Annotated in this window: 26 protein-coding genes; 10 read left to right on the top strand and 16 right to left on the bottom strand. The window is 64.5% G+C overall.

Going from position 1 to position 25,148, the window contains the following annotated elements:
• Positions 1 to 43: 43 nt before the first annotated feature.
• Positions 44 to 691, top strand: coding sequence for an ArsR/SmtB family transcription factor (locus HAH_RS03275; RefSeq protein ID WP_014039629.1), 648 nt, complete (start codon positions 44 to 46; stop codon positions 689 to 691).
• 30 nt (positions 692 to 721) lie between these two features.
• On the opposite strand, the gene HAH_RS03270 is transcribed toward HAH_RS03275, so the two are convergent.
• The 3 genes from HAH_RS03270 to HAH_RS03260 form a co-directional block, all read right to left on the bottom strand.
• Positions 722 to 2,287 (bottom strand): Na+/H+ antiporter NhaC family protein, encoded by a 1,566-nt coding sequence (locus tag HAH_RS03270; protein ID WP_014039628.1) that lies wholly within the window; start codon positions 2,285 to 2,287, stop codon positions 722 to 724.
• Between the two features lie 361 nt (positions 2,288 to 2,648).
• Entirely contained in the window at positions 2,649 to 3,158 is a 510-nt protein-coding gene (locus HAH_RS03265; protein ID WP_014039627.1) for a hypothetical protein, read from the bottom strand.
• 73 nt (positions 3,159 to 3,231) lie between these two features.
• Positions 3,232 to 3,831 (bottom strand): DUF5789 family protein, encoded by a 600-nt coding sequence (locus HAH_RS03260; protein ID WP_014039626.1) that lies wholly within the window; start codon positions 3,829 to 3,831, stop codon positions 3,232 to 3,234.
• A gap of 195 nt (positions 3,832 to 4,026) precedes the next feature.
• Between HAH_RS03260 and gatD the strand changes: the two genes are divergently transcribed.
• The 3 genes from gatD to HAH_RS03245 all read left to right on the top strand — a co-directional run bounded on the left by gatD (position 4,027) and on the right by HAH_RS03245 (position 7,968).
• Positions 4,027 to 5,274: a Glu-tRNA(Gln) amidotransferase subunit GatD gene (gatD, locus tag HAH_RS03255; RefSeq protein ID WP_014039625.1), complete on the top strand. Its 1,248-nt coding sequence runs from the start codon at positions 4,027 to 4,029 to the stop codon at positions 5,272 to 5,274.
• A 96-nt stretch (positions 5,275 to 5,370) separates the two neighbouring features.
• On the top strand, positions 5,371 to 6,261 hold the full coding sequence (locus HAH_RS03250) for a GNAT family N-acetyltransferase (protein WP_014039624.1): 891 nt from the start codon (positions 5,371 to 5,373) through the stop codon (positions 6,259 to 6,261).
• A gap of 150 nt (positions 6,262 to 6,411) precedes the next feature.
• On the top strand, positions 6,412 to 7,968 hold the full coding sequence (locus HAH_RS03245; RefSeq protein ID WP_044952154.1) for a histidine kinase N-terminal 7TM domain-containing protein: 1,557 nt from the start codon (positions 6,412 to 6,414) through the stop codon (positions 7,966 to 7,968).
• A 101-nt stretch (positions 7,969 to 8,069) separates the two neighbouring features.
• Here the strand turns inward: HAH_RS03245 and HAH_RS03240 are convergent, their stop codons facing one another.
• The 3 genes from HAH_RS03240 to HAH_RS03230 form a co-directional block, all read right to left on the bottom strand.
• Positions 8,070 to 8,348 carry a ubiquitin-like small modifier protein 1 gene (locus HAH_RS03240; protein WP_014039622.1) on the bottom strand — a complete coding sequence of 93 codons (279 nt, stop codon included), beginning with the start codon at positions 8,346 to 8,348 and terminating at the stop codon, positions 8,070 to 8,072.
• A 121-nt stretch (positions 8,349 to 8,469) separates the two neighbouring features.
• A complete protein-coding gene (locus tag HAH_RS03235; RefSeq protein ID WP_014039621.1) occupies positions 8,470 to 10,272 on the bottom strand; it encodes a TrkA C-terminal domain-containing protein in 1,803 nt (600 codons plus the stop codon).
• On the bottom strand, positions 10,269 to 11,549 hold the full coding sequence (locus tag HAH_RS03230) for a potassium channel family protein (protein ID WP_023843136.1): 1,281 nt from the start codon (positions 11,547 to 11,549) through the stop codon (positions 10,269 to 10,271). The genes HAH_RS03235 and HAH_RS03230 overlap by 4 nt, the downstream gene beginning before the upstream one ends.
• 29 nt (positions 11,550 to 11,578) lie before the next feature.
• Between HAH_RS03230 and HAH_RS03225 the strand changes: the two genes are divergently transcribed.
• On the top strand, positions 11,579 to 12,787 hold the full coding sequence (locus HAH_RS03225) for an NAD-binding protein (protein WP_044951689.1): 1,209 nt from the start codon (positions 11,579 to 11,581) through the stop codon (positions 12,785 to 12,787).
• Here HAH_RS03225 and HAH_RS03220 read toward each other — a convergent pair.
• Together HAH_RS03220 and HAH_RS03215 are read right to left on the bottom strand one after the other, a co-directional pair.
• Positions 12,784 to 14,298 (bottom strand): HPP family protein, encoded by a 1,515-nt coding sequence (locus tag HAH_RS03220; protein WP_011224800.1) that lies wholly within the window; start codon positions 14,296 to 14,298, stop codon positions 12,784 to 12,786. The genes HAH_RS03225 and HAH_RS03220 overlap by 4 nt on opposite strands.
• Before the next feature lie 117 nt (positions 14,299 to 14,415).
• Positions 14,416 to 15,141, bottom strand: a complete 726-nt coding sequence (locus tag HAH_RS03215) for a nucleoside phosphorylase (RefSeq protein WP_011224799.1) — start codon at positions 15,139 to 15,141, stop codon at positions 14,416 to 14,418.
• Between the two features lie 86 nt (positions 15,142 to 15,227).
• On the opposite strand from HAH_RS03215, the gene HAH_RS03210 reads away from it, so the two are divergent.
• Positions 15,228 to 15,449 carry a hypothetical protein gene (locus tag HAH_RS03210; RefSeq protein WP_014039617.1) on the top strand — a complete coding sequence of 74 codons (222 nt, stop codon included), beginning with the start codon at positions 15,228 to 15,230 and terminating at the stop codon, positions 15,447 to 15,449.
• Between the two features lies 1 nt (position 15,450).
• Here the strand turns inward: HAH_RS03210 and HAH_RS03205 are convergent, their stop codons facing one another.
• Positions 15,451 to 15,960, bottom strand: coding sequence for a hypothetical protein (locus HAH_RS03205; RefSeq protein ID WP_014039616.1), 510 nt, complete (start codon positions 15,958 to 15,960; stop codon positions 15,451 to 15,453).
• A gap of 311 nt (positions 15,961 to 16,271) precedes the next feature.
• On the opposite strand from HAH_RS03205, the gene HAH_RS03200 reads away from it, so the two are divergent.
• Positions 16,272 to 16,685 (top strand): hypothetical protein, encoded by a 414-nt coding sequence (locus HAH_RS03200; protein WP_044951686.1) that lies wholly within the window; start codon positions 16,272 to 16,274, stop codon positions 16,683 to 16,685.
• Between the two features lie 8 nt (positions 16,686 to 16,693).
• On the opposite strand, the gene HAH_RS03195 is transcribed toward HAH_RS03200, so the two are convergent.
• The gene (locus HAH_RS03195; RefSeq protein WP_014039614.1) at positions 16,694 to 17,530 is read right to left on the bottom strand and encodes a DUF63 family protein; all 837 of its coding nucleotides are present in this window, start codon (positions 17,528 to 17,530) and stop codon (positions 16,694 to 16,696) included.
• 162 nt (positions 17,531 to 17,692) lie between these two features.
• Between HAH_RS03195 and deoC the strand changes: the two genes are divergently transcribed.
• Together deoC and HAH_RS03185 are read left to right on the top strand one after the other, a co-directional pair.
• Positions 17,693 to 18,376, top strand: coding sequence for a deoxyribose-phosphate aldolase (deoC, locus tag HAH_RS03190; protein WP_014039613.1), 684 nt, complete (start codon positions 17,693 to 17,695; stop codon positions 18,374 to 18,376).
• Between the two features lie 50 nt (positions 18,377 to 18,426).
• Positions 18,427 to 19,710, top strand: a complete 1,284-nt coding sequence (locus HAH_RS03185; protein ID WP_014039612.1) for a tRNA (N(6)-L-threonylcarbamoyladenosine(37)-C(2))-methylthiotransferase — start codon at positions 18,427 to 18,429, stop codon at positions 19,708 to 19,710.
• A 43-nt stretch (positions 19,711 to 19,753) separates the two neighbouring features.
• On the opposite strand, the gene HAH_RS03180 is transcribed toward HAH_RS03185, so the two are convergent.
• From HAH_RS03180 to HAH_RS03165, 4 genes are all read right to left on the bottom strand, one after another.
• Positions 19,754 to 20,140: a DoxX family protein gene (locus HAH_RS03180; RefSeq protein ID WP_014039611.1), complete on the bottom strand. Its 387-nt coding sequence runs from the start codon at positions 20,138 to 20,140 to the stop codon at positions 19,754 to 19,756.
• Positions 20,141 to 20,173: 33 nt separating this feature from the next.
• Positions 20,174 to 21,088 (bottom strand): cation diffusion facilitator family transporter, encoded by a 915-nt coding sequence (locus HAH_RS03175; RefSeq protein WP_014039610.1) that lies wholly within the window; start codon positions 21,086 to 21,088, stop codon positions 20,174 to 20,176.
• 46 nt (positions 21,089 to 21,134) lie between these two features.
• Complete coding sequence (locus tag HAH_RS03170) at positions 21,135 to 22,022, bottom strand: Rieske 2Fe-2S domain-containing protein (RefSeq protein WP_014039609.1); 888 nt, start codon at positions 22,020 to 22,022, stop codon at positions 21,135 to 21,137.
• 127 nt (positions 22,023 to 22,149) lie between these two features.
• Entirely contained in the window at positions 22,150 to 22,686 is a 537-nt protein-coding gene (locus HAH_RS03165) for an HIT family protein (protein ID WP_014039608.1), read from the bottom strand.
• A gap of 243 nt (positions 22,687 to 22,929) precedes the next feature.
• Here HAH_RS03165 and HAH_RS03160 point away from each other — a divergent pair, with 243 nt between their 5' ends.
• Entirely contained in the window at positions 22,930 to 23,127 is a 198-nt protein-coding gene (locus HAH_RS03160) for a DUF7835 family putative zinc beta-ribbon protein (protein ID WP_004518623.1), read from the top strand.
• 177 nt (positions 23,128 to 23,304) lie between these two features.
• Here HAH_RS03160 and map read toward each other — a convergent pair whose 3' ends face one another.
• Entirely contained in the window at positions 23,305 to 24,201 is an 897-nt protein-coding gene (map, locus tag HAH_RS03155; RefSeq protein ID WP_014039607.1) for a type II methionyl aminopeptidase, read from the bottom strand.
• 43 nt (positions 24,202 to 24,244) lie between these two features.
• Complete coding sequence (locus tag HAH_RS03150; RefSeq protein ID WP_014039606.1) at positions 24,245 to 25,087, bottom strand: isoaspartyl peptidase/L-asparaginase; 843 nt, start codon at positions 25,085 to 25,087, stop codon at positions 24,245 to 24,247.
• Positions 25,088 to 25,148 lie beyond the last annotated feature (61 nt).

Raw genomic sequence — 25,148 nt, 5'->3', positions numbered from 1 at the left:
CGAGAGTCATGCTTTTGAACCGTGACCCGCTACCTACGTATCGATGGACTCCGCCGAGTTACTCAATCTCCTTGGAAACGCCAACCGCCGGCGGATTCTCAAACTCCTCGCACACAAGCCCTGCTACGTCACCGAAATCAGCGAATACATCGGCGTCAGCCCGAAAGCGGTCATCGACCACCTCCAGAAGCTCGAAGACGCCGGGCTCGTCGATTCCCGGACGGACGACCAGCGCCGGAAGTACTTCTCTATCGCCCGGAATCTCCGCCTGGAAGTCCGAGTCTCTCCCTACGAGTTCGGTACCAAGAGCGCCTACCCGGCAAACCCCGAGTTCGAGATGCCCTCCTGTCGCCATCTCTCGATAGACGTGGGGTCCACGTCCGACGGGGATTTTCACGACTTGGCGCGGGAACTGGAGCATCTCCAGCAGCTAGAGAACGAACTGTCGCTGGCCCAGCGATGGGTGCAGGCCCGCATGACCGACGTACGGGACCGCATCGACTCCGGCTTCGCGAACGGCGACGGACGACTGTACGCAGAACTGGTCAGCGGGCTCGCAAACGGTATCGATACCGTTCCGGCGCTGGCCCGAGAGATCGAGGCCCCGCCGGAAATCGTCGAGGAAGCGCTCACTCGGCTTGCAGAGGACGACGTGGTCGAACGGACCGACGACGGCTGGGAAATCGTCTGAACAGAACAGTAGTTCAAACAGCGGACCGTCTCAGTCCGCTTTCGACCCGTACGAACTCGGGACCTCGACGGACAACTGTTCTGAGAGCAGGTACGTCACGGACCCGACAGCGGCCAGTCCGATCGGAAGCGCGATGTACGCCGGGACGCCGTAGCCGGCCATCAGGAACAGTCCCGTTGCGACGATGCCGGCCAGCACCGCGTAGGGAATCTGGGTGTTCACATGGTCGACGTGGTCGCTCGCGGCGAACATACTCGACATCACCGTCGTGTCGGAGATGGGCGAGCAGTGGTCGCCGAACAGCGCACCGGTCAGGATCGCCGCGATGGCCGGTGCCAGCGGCGCGCCGAGCGCGTGTCCGAGCGGGATCGCGACCGGGAACAGAATACCCATCGTCCCCCATGACGTGCCGATGCTGAAGCTGATTATGACGGCGCTGAGAAAAATGATAGCGGGCAGCATCCCGGCCGTAATAATCCCCTCACTGATGGCGACGACGTAGGGGCCGACACCCAGTGCCTGGCTCACAGCGCCGATAGACCACGCGAGCGAGAGCACCGCGACGGGGAACATCACCATTTTGAACCCCTCGAAGATGGCGTCGCTCACTTCGTCGACCGCGATGCGTGCGTGCCCGACCAGAATTGTCAGAATGACCAGACAGGCCGAAAACGAGGCCCAGACGATGGCGTCCGCGGTGGCCGCGTTCGACAGTGCGTCGGTGAGACTGCGCCCGGCGAACCCGCCGCCGGAGTAATACAGCGAGAACCCGGTCACCCCCACGAGTGCGGCGATCGGCGCGGCGAAGTACCACCACCGCGGGTCGACGTGGTCGGGCGTCACGATATCGTCCTCCTGTGTTTCCATCAGCGGGTCCGCGTTGTCGCCGAGGACTTTCCCCTCCTCTCTGGCTCTGCGTTCGGCCTTCGCCATCGGGCCGAAGTCCAGGTCCGCGATGACGATAATAAAGACCATTGCGAGCGCAAGGAGACTGTAGAACCGATAGGGAATCGATTCGAGGAACAGCAGGAACGCGCTTCGGTCCACCCCGATTGTGGTCAGTTGCTCGGCGATGAGTCCGACTTCGAACCCGAGCCACGTCGAGACGACTGATATCGACGCGGTCGGTGCAGTGGTGGAGTCGAGGATATACGCCAACTTCTCGCGACTGATGTCGAACTTGTCGGTGATCGGGCGCATGACCGACCCGGTAATCATCGTCGAGGCGTACGAGTCGACGAAGATGGTCATTCCCAGTAGCGACGTGCCAAGCGCCGCCTGCCGGCGGGTCCGAATGCGCTTGACCATCTGTGACGCCAGCGCGTTCATCCCGCCGGAGAGGAAGATCATCCCCAGCATTGCCCCGATGAGGAACGTAAACAGTAGCAGTTTGACGTTGAACGGTTCGGTCACGTTATCCACGACGAACTGGAGGCTCCGGGCGGCTCCGGCGGCCGGATTCCAGCCGACCAGCACCGTCGCACCGATCCAGATACCTGCAAACAGCGAGAGGAGTACTTGGCGAGTGAACAGCGTCAGTACAATGGCGAGCATCGCCGGAAACAGGCTGATGAGCCCGTATGTCTCTGGTGCCATGCGTTCTATTTCTGGGATTACATACGAGATTTATAAGCGTTATCAACCTGAGATACTAGGTGTGAAAACCCAGAAGACGGAATATCTACCCAGAACTAGCACTTTATTCTGGACATATGCCGTTATATTATGGTTGACTGACAAGACCGTGACAACCAAGATTACGTGACAAAGAGTTCATTCGCGTCGAAACTGCTACGGTCTGTCGCTCTCGTAAACAGGAGGTACCGACATCAGACATCGCTATAACTTGGCGGGAGAGTAGGATATACTGCATACGGAACGACGGGATCGTGAAATACAGTTTAGCGAGTGCAGCAGCCACGGCCCCGGTACTAACCGGAATATGCAGTCAGCGGAATCACAAGTCCTTCGTCAGCCCGCTCCGCAGGTCGCGGCCGAAGTAGTGCCCGACAAGCGCGAGCACGAGGCCGACCCCGCCAGCGATAGCGAACAGTCTGGTGCCGTTCAGTCCCGCGGCGAGCTGTGGGAGGAGGGACAGAACAGCCGTTGCGCCGCCGCTGACAGCGCCCGCCAGACCCAGTTCGGCGTATCGGCGCTCGCTGGCGAGCAATCCGTAGACGAATCCGCCAAGCAGGATGCCGACCAGTTCGGTGAACGGGACGAGCGGTATCAGCCCGCCGAGCACCATCCCACCGCCGACCGCACCGAAAGCGAACAGCAGCGCCCGCAACGAGAAGTAGCTCCCGCTGTCTGTCGTGGACGTTTCGGTGACAGACGTCTCCGCATCGCGCGATTCCCCGACAGCGACGTCCGTCTCCGCTGACTCCGTCACGCCGACATCGACGCCGAGGTCACTGCCCGATTTCGCGTCCGCATCGCGGGTCCGCTCCTCGGTTCGTTCGGCCATATAGAGTGTGTGACCGCGAGCAGTATGGTCCTTGTGGGGGCCGCCGGCAGTCAGGGATACGGTGGTGTGTCGCTCAGATACCGAGCCACTCGTCGTTGCGAACCGAGTAGCCGCTCGACCGGCAGAACTTCGCCGCCTGTCGGCGGACGTCGCGGGACCCGGGAAGCGTCTCTTTCTCGTGGATGCGCCCGATGATCCAGTCGGCGATGGCCCGAATACCCTCGTCGTCGTCATCCGCGTCGATAGCCCGCAGCTCCCGGAACGTCCGCTCGTAGCCGTCGCGCTGTGAGGCGCCAAAGGACGCGCTCTGGTGTTCGTCGGCGGCCTCGACGACGCGTTTCATCGCCCCGGCTACCGTCGGCCGCTGGACCCGCGTCCGGACCTCGGCCGGCGATTCGAAGGACTCGACCTCCGCATCGGGCAAGAGGTCCGCGACAGTGTACGTCCCGTCGGCCGACTCGATTTCGTGATCGCCGACCGTAGCGACCACGTCAGCCGCTGTCGCCGGGAATTCGAGCGATTCGAGTTCTGTCTCGAAGTACGCGAGTTCCGTCGGATCGACCGGCGGCTCGGGTTCGTCCGCCCGCTCAAGTTCCTCAGTGATAGCGCGCTCCCGCTGGCGGCGCTCCTCGTTTTGGGCCTGGGCTTCACGGCCGTTCTTGTTGTCTGCCATACTTGTTAGGAGAATGTCTAGTGGGATAACATTGTGGTCTGATAGCGTTTGTAACTCGCAGTAACGGACGTAGATATCCCGGACCAGAGCCGCGGCGAGCGCCCCAACCGCCGGCCGGTCGCCAGATCCGGCGCGTGGCTGAGAGCGCTCGCCGAAACGAGTGGGTTCAAGTCCCACCGGCGGAAAGTGCCGCGCATGAACGCAGGCGACCGGGTCCGCGTCGAGCGCGCGGCCCAGACCTACGAGGGCGTGGTGCTCCCGTCGAGTACGCCCGACCACCTCGTCGTCAAACTCGACGGCGGGTACAACGTCGGCATCGACCGAGAGGACGCGTCCGTCGACGTGCTGGAATCGGACGTGTACGACGTCGAGAGCGCACAAGACGAACAGAGCCAGTCCGCCATCGAGTTCGACGACGACCTCCCGACGGTCTCGCTGATCTCCACCGGCGGCACGATTGCCTCGACGGTCGACTACCGCACCGGCGCGGTGACGGCCCAGTTCGACGCCGAGGACGTGCTTCGGGCGGTGCCGGACCTAGCGGGGATGGCGAACTACCGCGGCCGCGTCGTCGCCAACATCCTCTCTGAGAACATGACCCCGGCAGTCTGGCAGGACCTCGCGCAGGCGGTCCACGAGGAAATCGAGGCCGGCGCGGACGGCATCGTCGTCATGCACGGCACCGACACGATGCAGTACTCCGCGTCGGCGCTGTCGTTCATGCTCGACACGCCGGTCCCCATCGTCTTTACGGGCAGCCAGCGCTCGGCGGACCGACCGTCCTCGGACAACGTGATGAACGCCGTCTCCGCCGTCGAGGCCGCCACGAGCGACTGCGCGGAGGTGCTGGTCTGTATGCACGCCGACGAGTCCGACGACCGCTGTGCGCTCCATCGCGGCACTCGCGTCCGGAAGAACCACACCTCGCGCCGGGACGCCTTCGAGACGGTCGGCGCGAAGCCGCTCGGCGAGGTCGACTACGATATAGACGGCGAGAGCACAGTTACGTTCCACCGCGAATACGCCGAACGGGACGCCGTCGACCTGGCGCTGCACGACGACATCGAGACAGACGTGGAACTCCTGAAGTTCTCCCCCGGAATGGACCCGTCGCTGCTAGAAGCCGCCGCCGAGGACAGCGAGGGCGTCGTCATCGAGGGAACCGGGCTCGGCCACGTCAACACCGACTGGATCGGGACCATCGAGAACCTGGACATCCCGCTTGTCATGACCAGCCAGTGCCTCGAAGGGCGGGTCTGTGACCGCGTCTACGACACCGGCCGGGACTTGCTCGACGCCGGCGTCATCGAGGGCGAGGACATGCTCCCCGGCACAGCGAAGGTCAAGCTCATGTGGGCGCTGGCAAACAGCGACGACGTTGCCGACGCCATGCAGGAACCCCTTGCCGGCGAGATTCAGCAGCGTTCGACGCCGTGGCTGTAGCACCGAACACGGTGTGGTAGCCTCGGCGGGACGGGCCGTTCCCGGCTGGCGAATCGACGCGACCCTTTTTTCACCGTCGCGGGAGAGTCTGCCCGTATGTCGCCGACTGTTCGGACGGCTCGTCACGACGACTACGACGATATCGTCGAACTGACAAGCGATGTCTGGGCCGACCGCGCGATGGCCGATTACATCCCCGACGTGTTCCGTGACTGGGTCGACGACGACGGCGCGGACCGGAAAACCCTCGTCGTCGATGTTGACGGTCACGCCGTCGGCCTCGCGCAGGCCGTCATGCTCACTGAGACCGAGGCGTGGTTTCAGGGCATGCGTATAGACTCGGACTACAGAGGGCAGGGATTGGGGTCGCTGCTGACCGACCACCTCATAGAATGGGCGGCCGATGCCGGCGCGTCAGTCGGCCGAAGCATGGTGTTTTCCTGGAACGAGGCCGGACTCGGGCAGTCGCTGGCTGCTGGCTTCGAGGCGGTCACGTCGTTCCGCTGGGTACACCCCGAGCCACGGGACGAGACGCCCGGGATGACTGTCGGAAACGACCCCGCGACAGCGTGGCGCTACTGGCAGGAGAGCGACGGACGAGACGTCCTGTCCGGGCTCGCGCTCGACAGCGGGGAGAGCTGGGCGCTCTCGACGCTGACGCGGGACACGCTCGACCGACTGGCGACTGACCAGGCGGTCCTGACCGTCGGGGATAAGCCACGAGGCCTGGCGTGTCGCGTCCGGACGACCGAAGCTGACGGCGAACGGCTCGCGGAGTACGCTGTCGGGGTGTGGAGCGACGTCGACGCTGCGCGGGCGTTGTTCACTGCGATAGCCGCCGACGCAGCTACGCTCGGCGTTGACGGGACGCGGGTCCTCATCCCCGAGACACCGCGCCATGTGGCCCAGGCCGCGTACGCCAGCGGGAACATCGACGGCCGCCCGGACTTCGTGTTCGAGATAGACGGCCTCGGAGAGTTATCATAACCGATAACGCGGACGCAACACTCATTCAGATACACGCCCAGTCACCGATAGATGGATCTTGTTGGGAGTTCGCCGGCATTTCTCGTATACGTCGCGGCGTACGGCCTCGCGGCGGTCGGCTGCGGCGTCGGGCTCTACAGAGCGACTCGCATGGAAGATCCCGATACCCGCCGCGGGATGGTCGGACTCCTTCTCTGTAGCGGCGGCTGGGCGGCGCTGCAACTCGGGTTCCTGATCACGCCCGGGACGCTTGGATACGCGTTCTACCTCGGCAGCCTCATCGTCGGTCTCGCGACGGTCGGTGCGTGGTTGTACTTCTGTTCGGCGTACACCGGGCGGGCGTTCCACCGGAACCGACTATACCGTGTGGTCGCCGTGAGCGTGTACCTCGGTATCGTCACGGTGAAGCTGACCAATCCGCTTCACGGGCTCTATTTCGCCACGCAGTTCGTCTCTGAGCCGTTCCCGCATCTGGCAATCACACACGGCGTGTTTCACTGGGTGGTGACGGGACTCTCCTACGCGCTCGTCACCGTCGGCTTCTTCATGCTGTTCGAACTGTTCCTCGAAGCGGACTACGACACCCGCCCGCTGGGCGTTCTCGTCGGTGTCACGGCGATCCCGGCGGTCCTCGATATCGTCGGGTTCGTCACCGACATCCTGCTCGATATCAACCACGAGCCGCTCGGCGTCGCACTGTTCGCGTTCGGTGTCCTCTACGTGTACGACGAGGCGTTTCTCGCCGTGCAACTGACCGATGGCGTCGACGATGCTGTCGTATATCTCGACGATGACCGCTACATCAAGGAGTCTAACGGCGAGGCACAGCGGCTCTTCCCGGCGCTGGCCGGGAGCCGCGGGCAGCAGCTCGACACAGTGTTGCCGGCCGTCACTGAGATACTGCAAACGGACGAGCAGATTCTCGAACGGAACCGGAACGGCGGGACGGAGTACTACCTCGTCAGCGACACCTCGTTTTCGCTGGGGCAGGTCGACATCGGTCGGATGCTCGTGTTCACCGACGTGACCGAAAGCGAGCGACGTCGCCGCGAACTCGACCGACAGAACGAGCAGTTGGAGGGGTTCGCAACCGCGATCAGACACGAGCTTCTGAACACGCTCCAGATAATCACCGGCCGCGTCTCCGTCGCCGGAGACGCTCTAGACCGCGGCAAGGTCGGTCTGGCGAAAGAATCCCTCCAGTCGACGTCCGAGACAGCCGAGCGGATGTCCGAAATCGTGGACGGACTCGCGACGCTGGCCCGACACGGGCAGACAATCGACGAAACGACAGCTGTCGACCTCCAGCCGGTCATCGACGGAGCCTGGGACCGTGCCGACACGAACGGCCTCATGATGGCGGCCGACGTGGAGGGACAGATAATCGCCGACCCGACTCGATTGCGGGACCTCTTCGAGAGTGGGTTCACGTTCGCGGCCCACAACGACGCGTCGACGGTCACCGTCGAGCGAGAGGCCGACGAGATCGTCATCACCGACGACGGAACCCCGGCGGGCGAAACAGCGGCGGAGGCCTTTTTCGAGTACGGCGGTGCGATGCCGGACGCCGAAGCCGGGATGACGCTCCCGAACCTGCGGATGCTCGCCCGGACCCACGGCTGGGACGTGACGCTCGATACTGAGTATCAGGACGGCGTGCGAATCGTCATCGCGAACGTGACGGTGGCGTGCGCGCTGGAAAGCTGACACAGACGACAGGTCGTGCTATACGGATTGTCGAAGATTGTTTCGGGAGAGTGCCGGCTCCAAAGTCGACACATACCCGAAAACCGCTCCGACGAGCCGTATCAACCGCCGCTGACCGGCGGGAACAACGCCAGTTCCGTCTCCTCGTCGACTGCCGTCGCCAGCCCCTCACCGGCGGCGAACGGGTCCTCGCCGTCGACGAGCACCCGGACGTGGTCGGCCAACTCCTCGTTCTCGTCGAGCACCTCCTCGGCGAGCGCCGGTCGCGACGCGAGCAGCGCATCGAGCGCCGTCTCGACCGTGGCCTCGCCCTCGATATCGACGCTGACCGACTGGCCGTCGGCCGCGTCCCGGAGGTGTGCGAACAGTTTCCACTCCATAGCCGTACTCCGGGCGTCCGGCAAAAGAGGGTTCCGGACCGAGGTGTGTCCGGCCCGTTCAGGTGGACCGGGGAAGGGCAGCCGGCGACGGCGTGCATCCAGCAATAGGGAGGCCCGCCTCTCAGTTTGACTTCTCCGAGTCGTCACCAGCGCCCGATTCGTCGTCGACGCCGTCTCCGTCCTCGGCGGGCGCTTCGGAGTCCGCCGAGTCGCTGTCGTCGACCTCGTCCGCAGTCAGCTCGTCGTCCGCCCCGTCGATTCGCTCTTCCGGGTCCCACACTTCGACGGTGTCGTCGCCGTCGTCTGCCGGCAAGTCCTCGAACGCCTCGTCCGCAGTCAGCTCGTCGTCTGCGTCCTCCACATCGGCGTTCCGAAGCGCCGCCAGCGGGTCGTCGTCCGTGGGTTCGTCTCCGGTCTCGGTTGTCCCGTCGTCAGCGCCGATATCAGCCAGGCCAGCGTCAGCAGCAGTATCAGCCGCCCCATCCTCAGCGGCGGTGTCAGCCGGTTCACCGGCAGTGTCGGTGTCAGCTCTGTTTATCTCAGCGTCGGTGTCGGTCGTATCCTCGGCATCGGTCTCGGCCGCGTCGACATCCCCCGCGCTGTCGTGGGCATCGGCATCAGTCGTGTCGGCCGCTGGTTCAGCCGCCCCGTCAGTCTGCTCAGTTCCAGCAGCCGGGTCAGACGCGCCTGACTGGCCGTCCTCGTCAGCAGTATCGTCTTCCGACTCGTCCGTCACAGTCGCTGTCGTGGTCCCTTCCGTGGCTTGCTCCAGCCGCCGCAACGCGTCCGGCGTGGCGATTGCGTAGATAGTGTCGCCGGCCGCCAGCACACGCCCGCGAGACGGAATCGTCTCCGGTTGCTGGTCGTCGCGGGTAATCGCGACCACAGTGACTGCCAGACTGCCGACCGCCGCACCGTCGAGCGTGCTCCCCGGTTCAACAGTGGCGGTTCCCATCGTCTCGTCGGCCGCACGAAGCAGCGAGGCGAACTCCCGGTCGGAGCGGTCCTGCACCGGGAGCGTGACGAGCTTGTACTGCGTTTGCGGGTCGAGTTTCGGCGTGTCGGCGGCGTCGATAGCGACTGTCACCACGTCGTCGGCGACGCCCCGGAGTTCGCCGGTGAGCACGCGCTTCGCCGGCGCTTGCTCCCAGACCTGAACCAGATCGCCGGCGCTCGCGGCGTGGGCCGGATCGGCCTGGATGGCGACGGCGTTCGTCGAGGGCGGCAGCGTCGGGCCGATGCCGGCCGCCCGTGAGCCAACGGCGAGGTAGTCGACGTTGCCGTCGTCGGCCAGTTCGACGTCTACGTGGCCGACGCCGTAATCGGTCTTGAGGCGGACGACCAGGCGGTCCCGGAGTTCGTCTTTCGTCAGCCGCCGCGGGAAGAGAAAGCGCCGGTTCGCGAGCGTCTCTTTGGTCTCGTCTGGCATCGGGTCGTAACCGATGATGTCGTCGATATCCTCGGGCAGGCGAACGGACGTGACGCGGCCGACGGTCTGGACGATTTCGCTCACGTCGGCGTCGATGTTCCGGCCGCCGGTCGCGGCGAAGAGGTCGACGCCCAGTCGGTCCCCGATACGCATCCCGCCGTAGGCCCCGACGCCGCCGGCGAGGAACGCAGCGAGGTTCAACAGGACTGCACCGGCCGCCAGCACGTCCTCGCGCTGGGCGATGACCTCGCTGAGCGCCGTCGTTGCGCCGATAACGAGGACGACCGCGGTCAGGCCGAACAGGACCGCCAGCCCGGTCTGAATGCGTTCGCGGACGTACCAGCGATAGAAGACGGCGATAGCGCCCGCCGGCGTCGCGGCGAGCAGCGTGATGACGAGGAGCCAGACAACGCCCTCGACCAGCGCCCGCGACACCGTCCCCAGTTGCAGGTTCGCACCGACCTGTGCGAGCAGTGTCAGGCCGAGCGGCGTCATGCGACCGCCTCCGCGAAGGCGTCGAGGTCGGCGCGGCGGCCAATCGCGTACAGTTCGTCGCCGGCCTCGACAGCCGCGTCGCCGCGTGGCGCGACCTGCCAACCGTCCGCCGTCCGGATAGCGACGATGGCAACGTCGTAGACCTCCCGAACTTTGGCGTCCCGGAGCGTCGTCCTATCCAGCGGGCCGTCGGCGCGAACTGTGAGACGGCGAAACCGGCTTCCGGCCCGACGGAGCAGGGAGACAAGTTCGTACTCCCGATGGGTTCCGCGGGGTTCGACCACGACCTTTGGCTGAGCCGACCGCAGGAGTGGTTGCACGTCCGTCCGGGTCACGGCGACCGTGAGCCGGCCCTCGCCGCCGTCAGTCGTCGGTGCCTGTACCGGCGTTGGGGGCGTCTCGGAGTCAGCGATCTCCGGTTCCGTCGGCGTCTCGGCGGGCGTCTCGTCGGCCGACGGAGTCGACCGCGCGCTCACGACGGTCCCCCGGACCTGTGCGTCCTCAGTCAGCACCGTCACCTCGTCGTTGCGGGCCAGCCCGGTCGGCAACAGGGCGTCTACCGAGACGGCGTGGCGGTTGTCGCCCACACGCTTCGAGAGGCCGGAGAACGGCGGCGCGGCGACGACCGTCGCCCGCCCCTGCTCGTCTATCGAGACGGCAGCGTCGCCGAGGTCGAACTCCGATTTCAGGCGCTCCTCCATCCGGCGTTCGAGTTCGCCGATACGGAGGTCCGCCGGGAACCGCCACTCTTCGGTGCGTATCTCGGCCCGGAGTGGCTCCGAAAGCGGCGGATACCCTTCCATGTCGGCCACGTCGCCGACGACGCGGATACGAACCTCGTCGCGGCCACCGACAAATTCGGCCACGTCCGCCGAGAGTTTCTTCTCGCGTAGCCCCTGGAAAGAGAGCCGCTTCGGGAACTCCGCCCCGAGCTGGTCGCCCTTGCTGTGAGCGTACAGCGACACCATCCCGACGAGAACGATTGCAGTAATGATTCGCTCGGCGTTGGGGGCCTGCGTAATCGACTTGTCCGCCAGTGCCATGAGGCCCCCGCTGACGCCGGCAAGTGCGATTGCCAGCACGACAACACCGAACCCCGGCACGGTAATGCCGGTAAAATACTTGAAACTGAACCCCAGCGCCCACGACACGAGCGCCGGTATCACTCCCACCAACAACCCCAGATAGATCCCCATCAACACCTCGACCGGGAGCGAAGCCATGTCCACATCCTGCGTGGCCGGTAGTAAATCGCTTCCGGCCCGCGGACAGTACATTTACACCGACCGCTGTAATCTGGATGGGTATGGACAGGCCGCGGAACTGGTTGGGAGTGCGCACGACAATCCTCTTGCCGGTGCTTGTGGCGGTGCTGTCGTTCGTCACTGGTGTGGTCAACATCAGTGCCGTATCGATCAGCGGACCGCTCGGAGACCTCATTCCGCGAAGCATCCAGCGTACCGCCGGATTTACCGGTGCGCTCACCGGATTCACGCTACTCGTTAGCGTCGTCGGACTCCGACGCCGCCTGCGAATCGCGTGGTACGCGACCATCGTCTTACTGCCCGTGGCGGCGGTTCAGGGGCTGGTACAGAACTCGGCGGTGACGCTTCCGTTCGTCGGCCCCGTGCCGAGTTCGGCGGTGTCGATTCCGCTCGTGGTGCTCTCGCTGATTTCGCTCCCGGCAATGTTGCTGAACCGGCGGCGGTTCGACCGACCAATCGACCTCTCGACAGCGCAACTGGCCGCTGGCGCGGCACTCCTCGGTTCGCTTATGTACGGAACGGCGGGCTCGTACGCGCTCCGGGACGATTTCACCAATCTCTCGACAGCGACCGATGCGTTCTACTACACACTGGTCACGGCCAGTACCGTCGGGTACGGCGACGTGACCCCACAGAGCCAGCAGGCGAAACTATTCGGGATGTCCGTGGTCGTCCTCGGGACGGCCAGTTTCGCCATCGCGCTTGGGTCGCTGCTGGGCCCGGCAATCGAGAAGCGGCTTTCGGAGGCACTCGGAAACATGACTGACGCACAACTGGACTTGCTCGAGAACCACGTACTGGTGCTCGGCCACGGCGACCTGACGGAACCGATTATCGAAGAACTGACCGGCGCAATCGATTTCGTGGTCATCACGCCGGACACGGAGACAGCGACACGGCTCCAGCAACAGGATATCGCCGTCCTGACTGCGGACCCGAGTGACGAGGAACCCATGCAACGGGCCGGTATCGAGGACGCTGTGGCGGTCGTCGCAGCGACGAACGACGACGCACAGGACGCGCTAGCGATACTGACGGCACAGACGCTCAACCCCGAGGTTAACATCGTCGCTGCGGCGACCGACCGCGAGAACATCGAGAAACTCCGACGAGCGGGCGCGGACACGGTCATCAGCCCGGCAGTGCTGGGTGGCCATCTCATCGTCCAGTCGGCGCTGGGCCGGGAGGGGATGGAAAATATCGCCGACCACCTGCTCGATGTGAACGACGAGGACGACGCAGATATCTAGGCCCGGCCGCGGTCGACGATAGCGATGTCTGTTTCCACGTCCTCCAGTCGTTCGAACGTCGGTGGCGAAATGAACCGCGACGCCTTGCTCCGGTCACGGCTTGCTCCGATCATGACGAGGTCGTATTGCGATGCAGTATCGGACAGAAACGTCTGGATGCTTGTCCGCGGAACCCTTGTCTCGAACGCGCCCTCGTACGGTTCGATGAGGTCCGCAAGCATCTCTTCGGCCCGGCGGCGGTCCCCGCGAGAACCGATACAGGTTGCGACGGCGACCCGCCCGCTCCGACCGGCCAGTCGCGTTGCGAAGTCGACCATGTTGTGGGCTACATCGCTGACGGACCGGACGGGGACGATGACCTGTTTCCAGCGGGTCCGGTCGCTCCGGGACCGATGGACGACAATATCGCTCTTGCTTCGAAACAGCCGCTGCAGATACGGCGTCAGCGCTCCGTGTTGGCTCTCGTAGGGCGCGACGATGAGGTCACAGTTGGTTTCGGCCGCGGTTTGCAGCGTCGTCTTGGCCGGCGAGCCATCGTCGCTCGCAACGACGACCTGACAGGACACGCCCGTTCGCGTCTCGATTCGGTCGGCGTGGGTCTCCAGCCAGTCGACCTCCGCGTCGAGGTCAGTCTTGTCGGGCGACACCCCCGCAGTGGCCGGGTCACCGCCATCGCCGATGAGGCGGGTCCGGGCCGGCGGCGACTCTGAGCCATTTTCTGACCGGATATCGAGCTGTATCGTGTCCCGCGTGAGCGATTGCTTGGTCGTGGCGGCGTCGCTGTCTGCAACCATGTCGAGCAGGACGACTTTTCCGGCTTCGTGGGCGGCCGCGAGCCGTGCGCCCAGCATCGCTGTCTGTCCTGCCGAGTCGCCACGCATCGGGACCAGCACGTGGTCGTCACCGGACATCGACTCGTACAGGTACGTCGCTCGCTGCTCGTAGAACTGCTCGCGCCAGATGATAAAGAGGACCGCCACAAGTACACTGGCGAGGAAGATGCTAGTAACGAACGTCGCCCGCTGGTTCGGTTCGACCAGCAGCGCCAGCAGGGCGGTGGAGTACGACGACGGCTCCTCGATGTCCAGCGGCCATGTGACAACGCCAGTCGCAAAGACGGCCAGGCCGGCACCGAGCGCGTTGACGCCGAACTGGCCGCCCGGCGCTGTGAGGTAACTGTTCGAAACGGCAAGTGCGCCCAGTCCACAGACCGCGCCGATGGTGAGCCCCGCGACGAACCGCTTCGGGTCGGAGTACTTGCTCGTCGGGTCGACGAACAGCGTGTACGACCCCGCTGCGAGCGGCGGAAACAGCAGGAAACTCAGTCGTGGGACGGCGTTTGCCAGCGTCGTCACCAGCACGATAGCAAGCGGGACGAACACCAGCATCGAAAGGTGGACAAGGTTTTCAGTCACCTCGGCCCAGCGTCTGAAGTCCTGTAGTTCGCGGCGCTCGACCCGCCGGAGTCGCCTTGCCGCCGCACGGAGTCGCTTCCGGAACTGGTCGAGCATACAGTTTCCCACGGGAGAGCGTCTGTTAAGCCCTCCGCCGGAGCGCGGCGCGAGCGGCCGCGCATTCCGGTTCGATAGCACCGTCGGCGGCTCTCAAAGAGACAGTCACTCCAACGCCTACAGCGACGCGGCCGCCGTCAGACTGATTTCGATGGCACGCTCAACGTTGTTCTTGGCTTTCTCTGGGAGTTCCTCGTCCTCGGTTTCGCCCTTCTGTGTCCCCTCGACGAGGTTTCCGTCGACGGTACAGATAGCGCCTGAGCGCAGGCCCTTACGGCGACACAGGGAGAACAGCGCGGCGGCCTCCATCTCGACGGCCAGCAGGCCGGCGGCCTCCCAGTCGTTGATGTATTCATCCGTCTCGGCGTAGAAGGCGTCGTCCGTGGCGATGGGGCCGACGTGAACGTCCTCGTCGTTCGCCTCGGCGGCGTCGACCAGCGACGAGAGCACGTCGTAGTCCGGCACGGCCGGGACAGCCTTGGATTCGTAGCGCTGGGACGTTCCCTCGTCCTTGGCCGCGCCGTTGGCGACGACCATGTCGCCGATTTCGATGCCTTCCTGAAGCGCGCCGGTCGTGCCGACGCGGATGAGCGTCTCGACGCCGACAGCTTCCAGTTCCTCGACGGCGATGGCCGTCGAGGGCGACCCGATGCCGGTCGAACAGATCGTCAGTTCGCGGCCGTCGTAGGTCGCATTGACGAGTTTGTACTCGCGGTTCTCCGCGACGACCTCGTGGTCGTCACAGAGACCCGCAATGCGGTCGACACGCCCGGGGTCACCCGGCACGAGCGCGATGTCTGTCAGGTCACCCGGTTCGACGAGTAGATGCGGTTGTTTCGCCATACAGGCCAGTCGCACGGAACTATTTAGTAGTCAGTGGATTCCCGTCGGTCACAACAGTGAGGTAGGACGGCCGCGAGAGCGGACGTATGGCAGACGATCTCTCGCTGTTCGACAGGCGGATGCGAGGACCGGCGGGTATCGCTCTCGCCGCCGGAGTCGTCCTCGGACTGCTGACCGGCTACACCGTCGGCGCGGGAACGCCGGACGGCCCCTCGTGGACCCTCGTCGTCCCGTTCGCGCTCCTTGCCAGCGTATTCCTGTATCTCGGAGCCTACAGAAACCTCTCGAAGCGGGTCGAGGATACGTAGCTTACAGCCAGGTGACGAGCACCGGGACGAACAGCGCGAGCGCCGTCCCGAAGATGAACGCCGTGAGCGCCCACTGTCGAATGATCTCGTCGGCATCGTCCCGGACGCTGCCGCCGAAGCGAGGCATGGCGATGCGGGCGAAAAAGTAGTAGATGAACGCGGTGACGCCCGCAACGCCGATAATGTGCGGTAGCAGCGGGACGCCGTTGAGCGAGACTGCCGTCGGAAGCACGGACGAGAGGCCTGCAACGACCGCGCCGTAGAGCAGTGCCGCAACGAGGGCGGTGCCGTGATGCACGACGGCGGCGAGCGGACGGCCCACTGCGGCCGGGTCAGCACGAGTGAGGCCGGCCGCGGCGACGTGCGCCGGCAGGTACCCCTGGTCCTGTGTCATCATCGGGATGTTCAACAACAGACCGACGACCGCACCGGCGACGACACAGACGAACGCCCACTGCGTGAGGGGGTAGTCAAGCACGTATCGTCCCTTGTTCGCAGTGCCAATGAGCATTGTGTCATGCGGCTGGGGAGAGCAGAAACGACAGGTCTGGTGGCGGGATAGTCCGTTGCGAGGATACCATCCCGAGATATCACCGACGGCTCTGGCACTGTCGAGTGTAGTACCGCAGAGTCAGACAGGATACATAGGGTGATGAGATAGTGCGGTATGCGGACCCAGGTGTTATCACACCCGTTTCAACACCCTCAGCTGTGTCGTTTCGGGTCAATCGGGGACGGCTGTCCTCGCCGTTCAATTCACTCAATATATTACACCACGGTGATATATATGTCGCCGGCCAGTTATATGTGGTAAGTTATACTATGACACAGCAACGCTACCAGAACGGGAAGCAGGTGATTAGACGCTGGGACGAGGTTTTCAAGGCCGTTACGGCCGAGCCGCGGCGGCAGCTCGTCATCTCGTTGTCAGACGCCCACCCCGACGAGACAGTCCCACTCCCCGAAAGTGCCGTAAACCCCAACGTCCCGCGCGACCCGGCGGTCCTTCGACAGGAACTGTACCATTGTCACCTGCCGATGCTGTCCGACCACGAGTTCATTACGTGGGATACAGAGCCACTGGTCGCCGGTCGCGGACCACGGTTCGAGGAGGTGGCCGTCGTGCTCGAATCGCTGCAGTCGAACGCGACGGACATGCCGGAGCCGCTCGTGTTCGGGTGTCAGCGGCTCGAACAGGAACGGCAGGAGCGACGCAGCGATTCGGTGGCAGAATAACGCCGCCCTCAGACCGGGCTGAACAGGAACAGGACGATGTTGTTCGTGGCCGGGCCGATACCGACGGCGGTCACGAGCGCGAGCAGGAGGCTCGCTTCGACCGGGTCCTCTTCGAGGTAGTCATCGAGCAGGAAGACGACCGCAATCGCCACGAGCAGTTTGACGAACACGAACAGCCAGCCTTTGCCGAGATACGGCGCTGTCGGGAGTGTCCCGGCAAGCTCCATGATACGGGCGGGGATCGGCGTTCGCTCCGTGATACCGATAACGTCAGCGCCGACCGCCGTCGAGACGCCGTCGAGCATATGCGCGAACACGACAGTCGGGGCCGCATAGCGCATCCGAACCACGACCGGCGTCCGCCACAGCGCGACCGCAAGCACCGTTACAGCGGTGACAACAGTCGCGACGACGACGGCGACAGTCGGCCAGATGAGCCCCAGCAGGCCGGACTCCAGTGCCATCACGACGGCGATGACGAGCAACACAGTCAGGAGTCCAATGCCGATGTACCCCAGATTGCGCGATATCGTCTCGCTGTGGCCGCGCCGGACGCTGAACAGCGTCAGCGTGATCCAGACGACACCCAGTGTGACGAACGTCGTGAGGTACACCGCCGGTGCGCCGAACAGCGGTGCGACCACGGGCCTGTACGCTTCAATCGGTGGCTGGTGGAACGCGTGGAGCGCGCCGCCGAGTGCCATCCACGGCGTCAGGGCGACCACGGTCCGCTGGTCGATCGGTGGTTCGAGGGCGTACAACAGCGCTGTCACCACGAGTGTGCCCGCAAGCAGCGCCACGGTGTACTCAAGCGGCGGGAGCGCTAACCCCGAAGGCAGTACCATGTCCCTCACGCCGACGCCGACGAGGGAAAACCTTCCGAACGAGACCGACGGAGGGCACACCGGTACGAGCGGCTATCGCGGACAGCCACTACAGCGGGACACCCGGCCCGCACCGTCCGCCGCCCGCCGTCTTTACGTAGACACCGCGTGTCACCCCGCGGTATGGACGACATTCCAGACCGCATCGAGCATACAGTCCTCGGCCCGACGACGACACCGGACGACGTACGAACCTGCCTCGACGAGGCGCTGCAGTACGGGATGCGGGCGTGTATTCCGCCGTGTTACCTCCCGCTGGCGACGGAGTACGCGAACGTCCCACTCACGGCCGTTATCGACTTCCCTCACGGCCAGGGCCAGACCGACAGCGTCTGTCAGGCGGCCAAACTGGCCTGGGACGCCGGGGCCGACGAACTGGATATGGTGTGTAACATCGGCCTACTCAAGGCCGGCGAGGACGACGCCGTCCGGGACCACATCACCGAGGTCGTCGCCAGCGTCCCGGTTCCCGTGAAGGTCATCGTCGAAGCGCCGCTGCTCTCTGACGACGAACTCGAACGGGTCGGCCAACTGGTCGCAGACGCTGACGCCGCGTATCTCAAGACCGCGACGGGGTTCAGCGAGGGCGGCGCGACAGTCCACGACGTGGAGATCCTCAGCAAGTACCTCCCGGTGAAAGCCAGCGGCGGCGTCGGGTCGTGGGCCGACGCCGAGGCGATGTTCGAGGCCGGGGCCGAGCGTATCGGGGCCTCTAGCGGCGATACTATCGTCCGAGAGTGGCAGGGCGAAACTCCAACCAAACCGGAGACAGACCGAGACGACGCGGACACAACCGACGGCTACTGACCGGTCTAATCCGTCGCCCTTTTGCCGTCCTGGCGATAGTGTCTGGATGAATGGCCCGGTATCATATCGAGACGTACGGGTGCACCTCGAACAGAGGTGAGACCCAGCAGATCGAGCAGGCGCTCCGGGAGGGCGGGCACCATCCCGCCGACGGGCCGGAGTCGGCTGACGTAGCGATTCTCAACACCTGTACGGTGCTTGAGAAAACCGAGCGGAACATGCTCGCACGGGCCAAAGAACTCGACAAAGAAACGCCGGCCGACCTCGTCATCACGGGCTGTATGGCGCTCGCACAGGGCGAGGAGTTCCAGAGCGCCGACGTCGACGCGGAGGTACTCCACTGGGACGACGTGCCCCAGTACGTCCTCAACGGCGAGTGCCCGACAATCACGCCGGACACCGAAACGGTGCTCAACGGCGTCGTTGGTATCCTTCCCATCGCACGGGGGTGTATGTCGGACTGCTCCTACTGCATCACCAAGCAGGCGACCGGGCGAATCGAGTCGCCGTCGGTCGAGGAGAACGTCGAGAAGGCCCGTGCGCTCGTTCACGCCGGCGCGAAGGAAATCCGCATCACGGGCCAGGACACCGGCGTCTACGGCTGGGACACGAACAAGGGGACGAGCCTGCTGCCGGAGCTACTCGACCGCATCTGCTCCGACATCGACGGTGACTTCCGGGTACGCGTCGGCATGGCGAACCCGAAGGGCCTCCACGGCGTCCGCGAGGAACTCGCGGCGGTGTTCGCCGAGCACGACGAACTGTACAACTTCATCCACGCGCCGGTCCAGTCCGGCAGCGACGACGTGCTGGCCGATATGCGCCGGCAACACGCCGTCTCGGAGTATCTGGAGGTCGTCGAGACGCTGGACGACCACCTGGACTACTGGACGCTGTCGACGGACTTCATCGTCGGCTTCCCGACCGAGGAGCCGGCCGACCACGAGGAGTCGATGGCGCTGCTGCGCGAGACCCGGCCCGAGAAGATCAACGTCACGCGCTTCTCCAAGCGGCCCGGCACCGACGCCGCCGACATGAAAGGCCTGGGCGGCCAGACGAAGAAGGACCGCTCGAAGGAGATGAGCGAGGCGAAGATGGAGCTGATGGCCGAGGCCTACGAGGAGATGGTCGGCCACACGTCCTCGGTGTTGCTCGTCGAGGACGGTACCGACGAGTCGCTGGTGGGCTACGACGAGGCCTACCGACAGGTCGTCATCGCCGACGCACAGGAGCGCGGCCTCGAAATCGGCGACACGGTCGACGTGGAGATCACGAGCCACAACACCGTCTACGCCTTCGGCGAGCCGATCGAGCGGGCGCAGGTCGCGGACTGAGCGGGTCGGCAGCCCGAATTTTCAGTCGGAATCGACCGAGCCGTCAGTCACCGCTGTAGGCTTCACGAAGGTACGCTATCGCTCCGCCGAACATCGCGAGGTTGCCGAAGAAAGCCAGGCGCTCACCACTCTTGTCGTCCGGGTCGGCGTTCCAGAAGTCGTGCATCGTCGGGGTAACGACGGCGAGGAACGTGGCGACGGCACCGGTCGAAACGCGCGGGAGCCGCCAGAATGCCGTCCCCAGCCCGCCGACCAGCATCATCCCCGAGGCCAGCGGGGCCAGCAGGTCCGGCGCGGGGACACCCGCAGACTCAGCGTACTCGATTGCGTCCTCCATATCGCGGAAGTCCTCAGCGGCCTGGAGGGCCACACCGAGGCCGAACAACAGTCGTCCAAGCGCGAGCCAGCTACGTGATGAGTCGTCACTCATATGCTACGGCATGGCACGGAAGCTACTAAAACGTCACTCCAGGTCAGCGAGTCGTTCCACTTCCTCGTCGTCTTTCCACTCGCCGAGTTCCTTCGGGTCGACGTGGATGAACGCGTCGTCGACCTCCGGGAGTTCCTCGATGGACTTGATGACCGCCGTCTCGATGTCGTGGGCCTCGAACAGCGTCAGGTCGCCTTCCACCTCGATGTGGAGGCTCACGTCGATTTCGGGGCCGACGTAGTGGGCGATAACGTCGTGTGCGCCTCGGACCTGCGGGTGGTCCAGCGCGCGGCGAAGAATTTCGCGCCGGAGGTCCTCCGGTGGTGCGCCGCCAACGAGATAGGTGACGTTTTCCTGTACGACCTCGATGCCGGTGTAGATGATGCCGATGGCGACGACGAGCGCAGCCAGCGGGTCGGCAATGGGGTAACCGGCCATCGCACCACCGACGCCGACCAGCGCCGCTCCCGCGGTGAGGATGTCGTTGCGGTTGTCCTTCGCCGTCGCAATGAGCGCCGGGGAGTTACGGTCCGTGCCCGCGCGGAGACAGTAGCGGTAGAGGGCGTACTTCGCGACGGCCGAGAAGGCGAGCACGAGCACGGCGGCTGGCCCCTGTGTTACCGAGATGTTCCCGGTCAGCAGGGCAGTACCGGCGTTCCAGAGGACGAACCCGCCAGCGGAAAAGATACCCGCGGCGACGAACAGCGAGACGAACGGCTCGATACGTTCGTGGCCGTGGGGATGCTCGAAGTCCGGCGGGCGCGTCGTCAGGTACAGCCCAGCGACGATGACCAGCGAGTAGGCGGTGTCGGCGGCGCTGTTGACCGCCTCGGACTGGACAGCGAAGCTCCCGGTGGTGAGCCAGACGCTGGCTTTCAGCAGCACGAGGAGGAGATTGACGCCGAGAACGAGCAGGCCGACCCGCCTGAGCGTCGCGCGGCGTGACATTGCTCCCCCGTTGTCGGGCCGCCGTCAAAGCCGCTTCGACACTGAGCTATCCCTGTGGCCGAGGCCGCGACGCAAAAGTTGCCGTCGTCGGCGAGAACGGATCGTATACCGACTGGTGGCAGTTACAGTACACCTTGTCGGCAGCCTCGAACTTCGCGCTTCCGGGCATCGTCTTATACCCGGGATTACAGCAGAGGTGCGTACAGCGGTTCACCCATGCGATGAAATCCTTAGCAGTGGCCGCGTCCAGGAACTCGCGTATCTCACCGGCGAGGTCGGCATACTCGTCGTCACCGGCGACCATCTTCGAGACAGCAGGTGTCCGGAACACTTGCACCTGTATCTCTTTGACGTCCTCGCCCTGTGAACGCCAGGTCGCGACCGCTGGCTTGCCGAGACCGTCGCTACCGATATCGTTTCCCCAAGACTCGTAGTCCTCGAAGTGCTCGACACGGAGTTTATCTCCGTCATTCAGCTGTGATTGCCAGTCATATGCCGCCTTCGACCTGAGGAACCCGTCACGCTCGGGGTCTGGCTCGAGTCCCGCGGCGACTTCGAGCCCGCAGTACTGGAACCACTGCTGGGAATACGTCACGCCGCCCAACTCCGCTTTGGCGATACGGAAAGTATCACCGCCCGTGGTCACTTCCGAGACGGACGGCCACTTTCCGCGGAGTGCGCCATCGGATATCTCCAGCGGAACGAGCGGCATCGGTCGGTTCGCCGGGCCAGCGATGTTCTGGATGCCGATATAGGACACGGTACCACCACCGACACCGCCTTGGTCAGTCGCTGCGTCGACTGCGAAGCCGCCGACAGTCGTCACTCCCGACAATGCACTGGCACCGACCAGTCCTTTGACGAAGCGGCGGCGACCGGACGGGGCTGGGTACTTATCACGCTGGCCGTGATTTGGAGGGGCTTCTTGCGTCATGGGACCATACGACAGTTTGGCGTCTACTGAAAAAGGCCCACCCGATGCTTTTCAGCTACCGGAAATCGGCTGTTTCACCACAGTCCCACGGACGAAGACCGCGTCTCTGTCGGTACGGCCGGCCGAACTACTCGATTCGGACAGCCCCGTCCTCGGGAGCGGTTGTCCCGTCCTGTGATGCGAACGCAGCGTAGAGCCGGTCGTACGTCTCTTCGACGGCCTCGACGATGACCTTCGTGTCGCTGATGACCGGCATGAAATTGGTGTCGCCGTTCCACCGCGGGACGACGTGAGTATGGAGGTGGTCGTCAATCGACCCGCCGGCCGCGGAGCCACCGAGGTTCAGCCCCGCGTTGAACGCGTCCGGGGACAGCGCCGTTTCGAGAGCATCGAAGGTCCGCTGTTTCAGTCGGGCGTGATCGAGCAGGGTTTCGTCGTCGAGGTCGCCGTACTCGCCGGTGTGGGTGTGGGGAATGACCATCACATGCCCGGGGTTGTACGGGTAGTTGTTCAGGAGGACGAAGGCGTGGTCGCTTCGTGCCACGAGGTTGTTCGCCCGGTCGTCGTCCCCCGCTCGAAACGCACAGAACACGCAGTCGACGTCGGGGTTCGTCTCCTCGCGTTCGACCCACTCGATGCGCCACGGCGCAAACACCTTGTCCATACCGCCAGTTGTCGACCCACCAGCAAAAACGACATGACCGATACCGCGAATGTAGTATATAAAAGTGTTGGCCGTTCACGGCCGCAGACCGGGTTCTATTGTCTTAGAATATCTTTTAAACATTCTCAGCCTTTCTAAGACCGCAATCAGCAAAAATCGACCACTGTCTGGCGATAAACAGTGCTGAACGGACCAGAACTGAGGGTGGTTTTTATACTCCGTACCCGGCTTGTGTCAGACGGGATGGCAGCGATAAACGACGGCGTTGACATGGCTGAACACTGTTCGACGTGTGACCGCGAGACACCGCACGCCGTGCGTGTCCAGATACAGACAGAGTCGGATAAACGCGAGAACGCGGCGTTCTCCCGAGAGCCGTATCGGGTCAGCGAGTGTCAGATCTGTGGTACAACCACGTCCACGCGGATGAACAACGCCTGACCATCCCACACACCCCACCCCCACCCCACCGTTTCCATACGCCACGCGGTCTTTGACTGCGTGGCCACACACCCCACCCATCACACCCTTTCACACCGGCCACAGAGAGATGTCGCTGTGGATGCTCAAGAAGCGGAGTCCGGTGTCAGTCCAGCGGGTTCGAAGCCGGTGTTCACGCTACCGCGAACGGGTCGTCACTTCACAGCCGTCCTCGGTGATGATAACGGTGTGTTCCTTCTGACTGACGTAGGCCCCGTCCTGCTCCTTAAGAACTGGATAACCGTGGACGATATCCTGCTGTTTCAGGCGGCGAAGCGCCATCTCCGCTCGCGGCGAATCGAGCCAGCGGGCCGCGAAGGGGAGGGTCCGATACTCCTCGGTAATCTGTTCGAGGACCTGTCGAGCCTGCCGGTTCCGAACTGACCCTTCCCGTTCGAGGGCGAAAATCTCCTCGTCGGCCCCTTCCTGCACCTTACCGCGGCCATCGGTGGCGAACGGCTCGATGGCGACCACGTCGCCCACGTCGAGCGTTGCACCCTGTGCCACCTCGCGGTTCGGGATGTTCGGCGACGTGTGCTGCTCCCAGTGGCCCAGTCCGTGGCCGGTGAGGTTCACGACGGGGTTGTAGCCGTACCCCTCGATGACCTCCTCGACGGCCGCGCCGATCTGGCCTACATCGACACCGGGGCCGGCAACGTCCAGCGCGGCGTCCAGGGCCTCGGCGGGCGCTTCGGCGAGTTCGTCCTGCCCGGAGAGGTCGACCGTCACGGCGGTGTCGGCGAGCCACCCGTCGACGTGGACGCCGATGTCGAGGTTGACCATCTCCTCGCCGAATGTTGCGTCGTCGTCGCGCTCGGGCGTGGCGTGGGCCGCCTCCTCGTCGATGGAGATGTTCACCGGAAACGCCGGCTTGCCACCCAACTCCTTGATTTTGTCCTCGGCCCACTGGGCGACTTCGAGATGGGAGACGCCCACCTCGACGCGTTCGGCTGCCTCGTCACGTACCTGTGCTAGAATCTCGCCTGCTTCACGGCATTTCTCGTACTGCTCGGAATCGAAGTCCACGTCAGTCATGCACGCCGGTTAGTCGGTGGCGGCCAAAGGGGTTTCCCTCTGGCTATCTCGTCGCGGTCTGCATCGCGGCGGTGTTGCGTTCGGCTCCGGTGTGGCCGGCGTGGTCGAGGACGATTACGCCGGCGCGCCTGCCAGTAGCGTCCTCGAACGCCGCAATCGCCTCCTCGGCGGCCTGTCGCGGGCCGTACGTGTCGAGCAGTTCGACGGCGCGGCGGGCTAGGCCGAACCGGGCAATAGCCTCCCCTTCGCCGGTCGCGCTCGCGCCACCGCGGTCGTCCGCGTAGAAGCCAGCGCCGATCTGCGGTACGTCGCCGACCCGACCGGCCAGCGCGAACCAGCGCCCGGCGGTCGATGTCGCCGCCGCGAGCCGGTCCCCGTCGGTCGCGACCGCGCCGACGGTGTCAGTGCCGCTGAAATGCTCACGGACCCATTCAAGATGATCTGCGGGTCCGCCATCAGGAGGGTCAGCGGCCTCGTATCGCTGTCGTGTCTCCGCAGTCGTGAGGTCGCGACCGGTTTCGACACCCATGCCTGCCGCGAAATCGACGGCCTCGTCACCGGCCAGCAAGACATGTGGTGTCTCAGTTGCCACCGTATAGGACACGTCCGCGGCGTGTACAACGCCAGACATTGCACACGCCGCCCCGACCCGACCGTCGTCGGTCATCAATCCGGCGTCGGTCCGGACCTCCCCATCGCTCTGGACGGCCCCACCGACGCCGGCGTTGAACGCCGGATCGGATTCGAGCGGTCGAAGCGCGGCCAGCACCGCGTCCATCGGACCCTCCGCCGCCGTTGCCTGTTCAGCGGCGTCAGTGAGTGTTTCCTGCCGAGTAGCCGGTGACTCCGGTGGACTGCCCGCGCCGCCGTGGACGATGACGTGCATGCAACCCCGTTGACACACGAACGGCATATCACCTCCGGCTATGACGTTAGTGTCGTCCCGA

This window comes from Haloarcula hispanica ATCC 33960 (assembly GCF_000223905.1).
Taxonomy (GTDB): Archaea; Halobacteriota; Halobacteria; order Halobacteriales; family Haloarculaceae; genus Haloarcula; species Haloarcula hispanica.
Note: the sequence above shows the minus strand (reverse complement) of the source record. Positions and strands in the feature narration are given on the sequence as shown.

What these genes read in the sequence shown, in the direction of transcription:
- HAH_RS03275 (WP_014039629.1), top strand. Translation starts at nt 44, where the DNA reads ATGGACTCCGCCGAGTTACTCAATCTCCTTGGAAACGCCAACCGCCGG.
- HAH_RS03270 (WP_014039628.1), bottom strand. Translation starts at nt 2,287, where the DNA reads ATGGCACCAGAGACATACGGGCTCATCAGCCTGTTTCCGGCGATGCTC.
- HAH_RS03265 (WP_014039627.1), bottom strand. Translation starts at nt 3,158, where the DNA reads ATGGCCGAACGAACCGAGGAGCGGACCCGCGATGCGGACGCGAAATCG.
- HAH_RS03260 (WP_014039626.1), bottom strand. Translation starts at nt 3,831, where the DNA reads ATGGCAGACAACAAGAACGGCCGTGAAGCCCAGGCCCAAAACGAGGAG.
- gatD (WP_014039625.1), top strand. Translation starts at nt 4,027, where the DNA reads ATGAACGCAGGCGACCGGGTCCGCGTCGAGCGCGCGGCCCAGACCTAC.
- HAH_RS03250 (WP_014039624.1), top strand. Translation starts at nt 5,371, where the DNA reads ATGTCGCCGACTGTTCGGACGGCTCGTCACGACGACTACGACGATATC.
- HAH_RS03245 (WP_044952154.1), top strand. Translation starts at nt 6,412, where the DNA reads ATGGAAGATCCCGATACCCGCCGCGGGATGGTCGGACTCCTTCTCTGT.
- HAH_RS03240 (WP_014039622.1), bottom strand. Translation starts at nt 8,348, where the DNA reads ATGGAGTGGAAACTGTTCGCACACCTCCGGGACGCGGCCGACGGCCAG.
- HAH_RS03235 (WP_014039621.1), bottom strand. Translation starts at nt 10,272, where the DNA reads ATGACGCCGCTCGGCCTGACACTGCTCGCACAGGTCGGTGCGAACCTG.
- HAH_RS03230 (WP_023843136.1), bottom strand. Translation starts at nt 11,549, where the DNA reads ATGTACTGTCCGCGGGCCGGAAGCGATTTACTACCGGCCACGCAGGAT.
- HAH_RS03225 (WP_044951689.1), top strand. Translation starts at nt 11,579, where the DNA reads ATGGACAGGCCGCGGAACTGGTTGGGAGTGCGCACGACAATCCTCTTG.
- HAH_RS03220 (WP_011224800.1), bottom strand. Translation starts at nt 14,298, where the DNA reads ATGCTCGACCAGTTCCGGAAGCGACTCCGTGCGGCGGCAAGGCGACTC.
- HAH_RS03215 (WP_011224799.1), bottom strand. Translation starts at nt 15,141, where the DNA reads ATGGCGAAACAACCGCATCTACTCGTCGAACCGGGTGACCTGACAGAC.
- HAH_RS03210 (WP_014039617.1), top strand. Translation starts at nt 15,228, where the DNA reads ATGGCAGACGATCTCTCGCTGTTCGACAGGCGGATGCGAGGACCGGCG.
- HAH_RS03205 (WP_014039616.1), bottom strand. Translation starts at nt 15,960, where the DNA reads ATGCTCATTGGCACTGCGAACAAGGGACGATACGTGCTTGACTACCCC.
- HAH_RS03200 (WP_044951686.1), top strand. Translation starts at nt 16,272, where the DNA reads ATGACACAGCAACGCTACCAGAACGGGAAGCAGGTGATTAGACGCTGG.
- HAH_RS03195 (WP_014039614.1), bottom strand. Translation starts at nt 17,530, where the DNA reads ATGGTACTGCCTTCGGGGTTAGCGCTCCCGCCGCTTGAGTACACCGTG.
- deoC (WP_014039613.1), top strand. Translation starts at nt 17,693, where the DNA reads ATGGACGACATTCCAGACCGCATCGAGCATACAGTCCTCGGCCCGACG.
- HAH_RS03185 (WP_014039612.1), top strand. Translation starts at nt 18,427, where the DNA reads ATGGCCCGGTATCATATCGAGACGTACGGGTGCACCTCGAACAGAGGT.
- HAH_RS03180 (WP_014039611.1), bottom strand. Translation starts at nt 20,140, where the DNA reads ATGAGTGACGACTCATCACGTAGCTGGCTCGCGCTTGGACGACTGTTG.
- HAH_RS03175 (WP_014039610.1), bottom strand. Translation starts at nt 21,088, where the DNA reads ATGTCACGCCGCGCGACGCTCAGGCGGGTCGGCCTGCTCGTTCTCGGC.
- HAH_RS03170 (WP_014039609.1), bottom strand. Translation starts at nt 22,022, where the DNA reads ATGACGCAAGAAGCCCCTCCAAATCACGGCCAGCGTGATAAGTACCCA.
- HAH_RS03165 (WP_014039608.1), bottom strand. Translation starts at nt 22,686, where the DNA reads ATGGACAAGGTGTTTGCGCCGTGGCGCATCGAGTGGGTCGAACGCGAG.
- HAH_RS03160 (WP_004518623.1), top strand. Translation starts at nt 22,930, where the DNA reads ATGGCAGCGATAAACGACGGCGTTGACATGGCTGAACACTGTTCGACG.
- map (WP_014039607.1), bottom strand. Translation starts at nt 24,201, where the DNA reads ATGACTGACGTGGACTTCGATTCCGAGCAGTACGAGAAATGCCGTGAA.
- HAH_RS03150 (WP_014039606.1), bottom strand. Translation starts at nt 25,087, where the DNA reads ATGCACGTCATCGTCCACGGCGGCGCGGGCAGTCCACCGGAGTCACCG.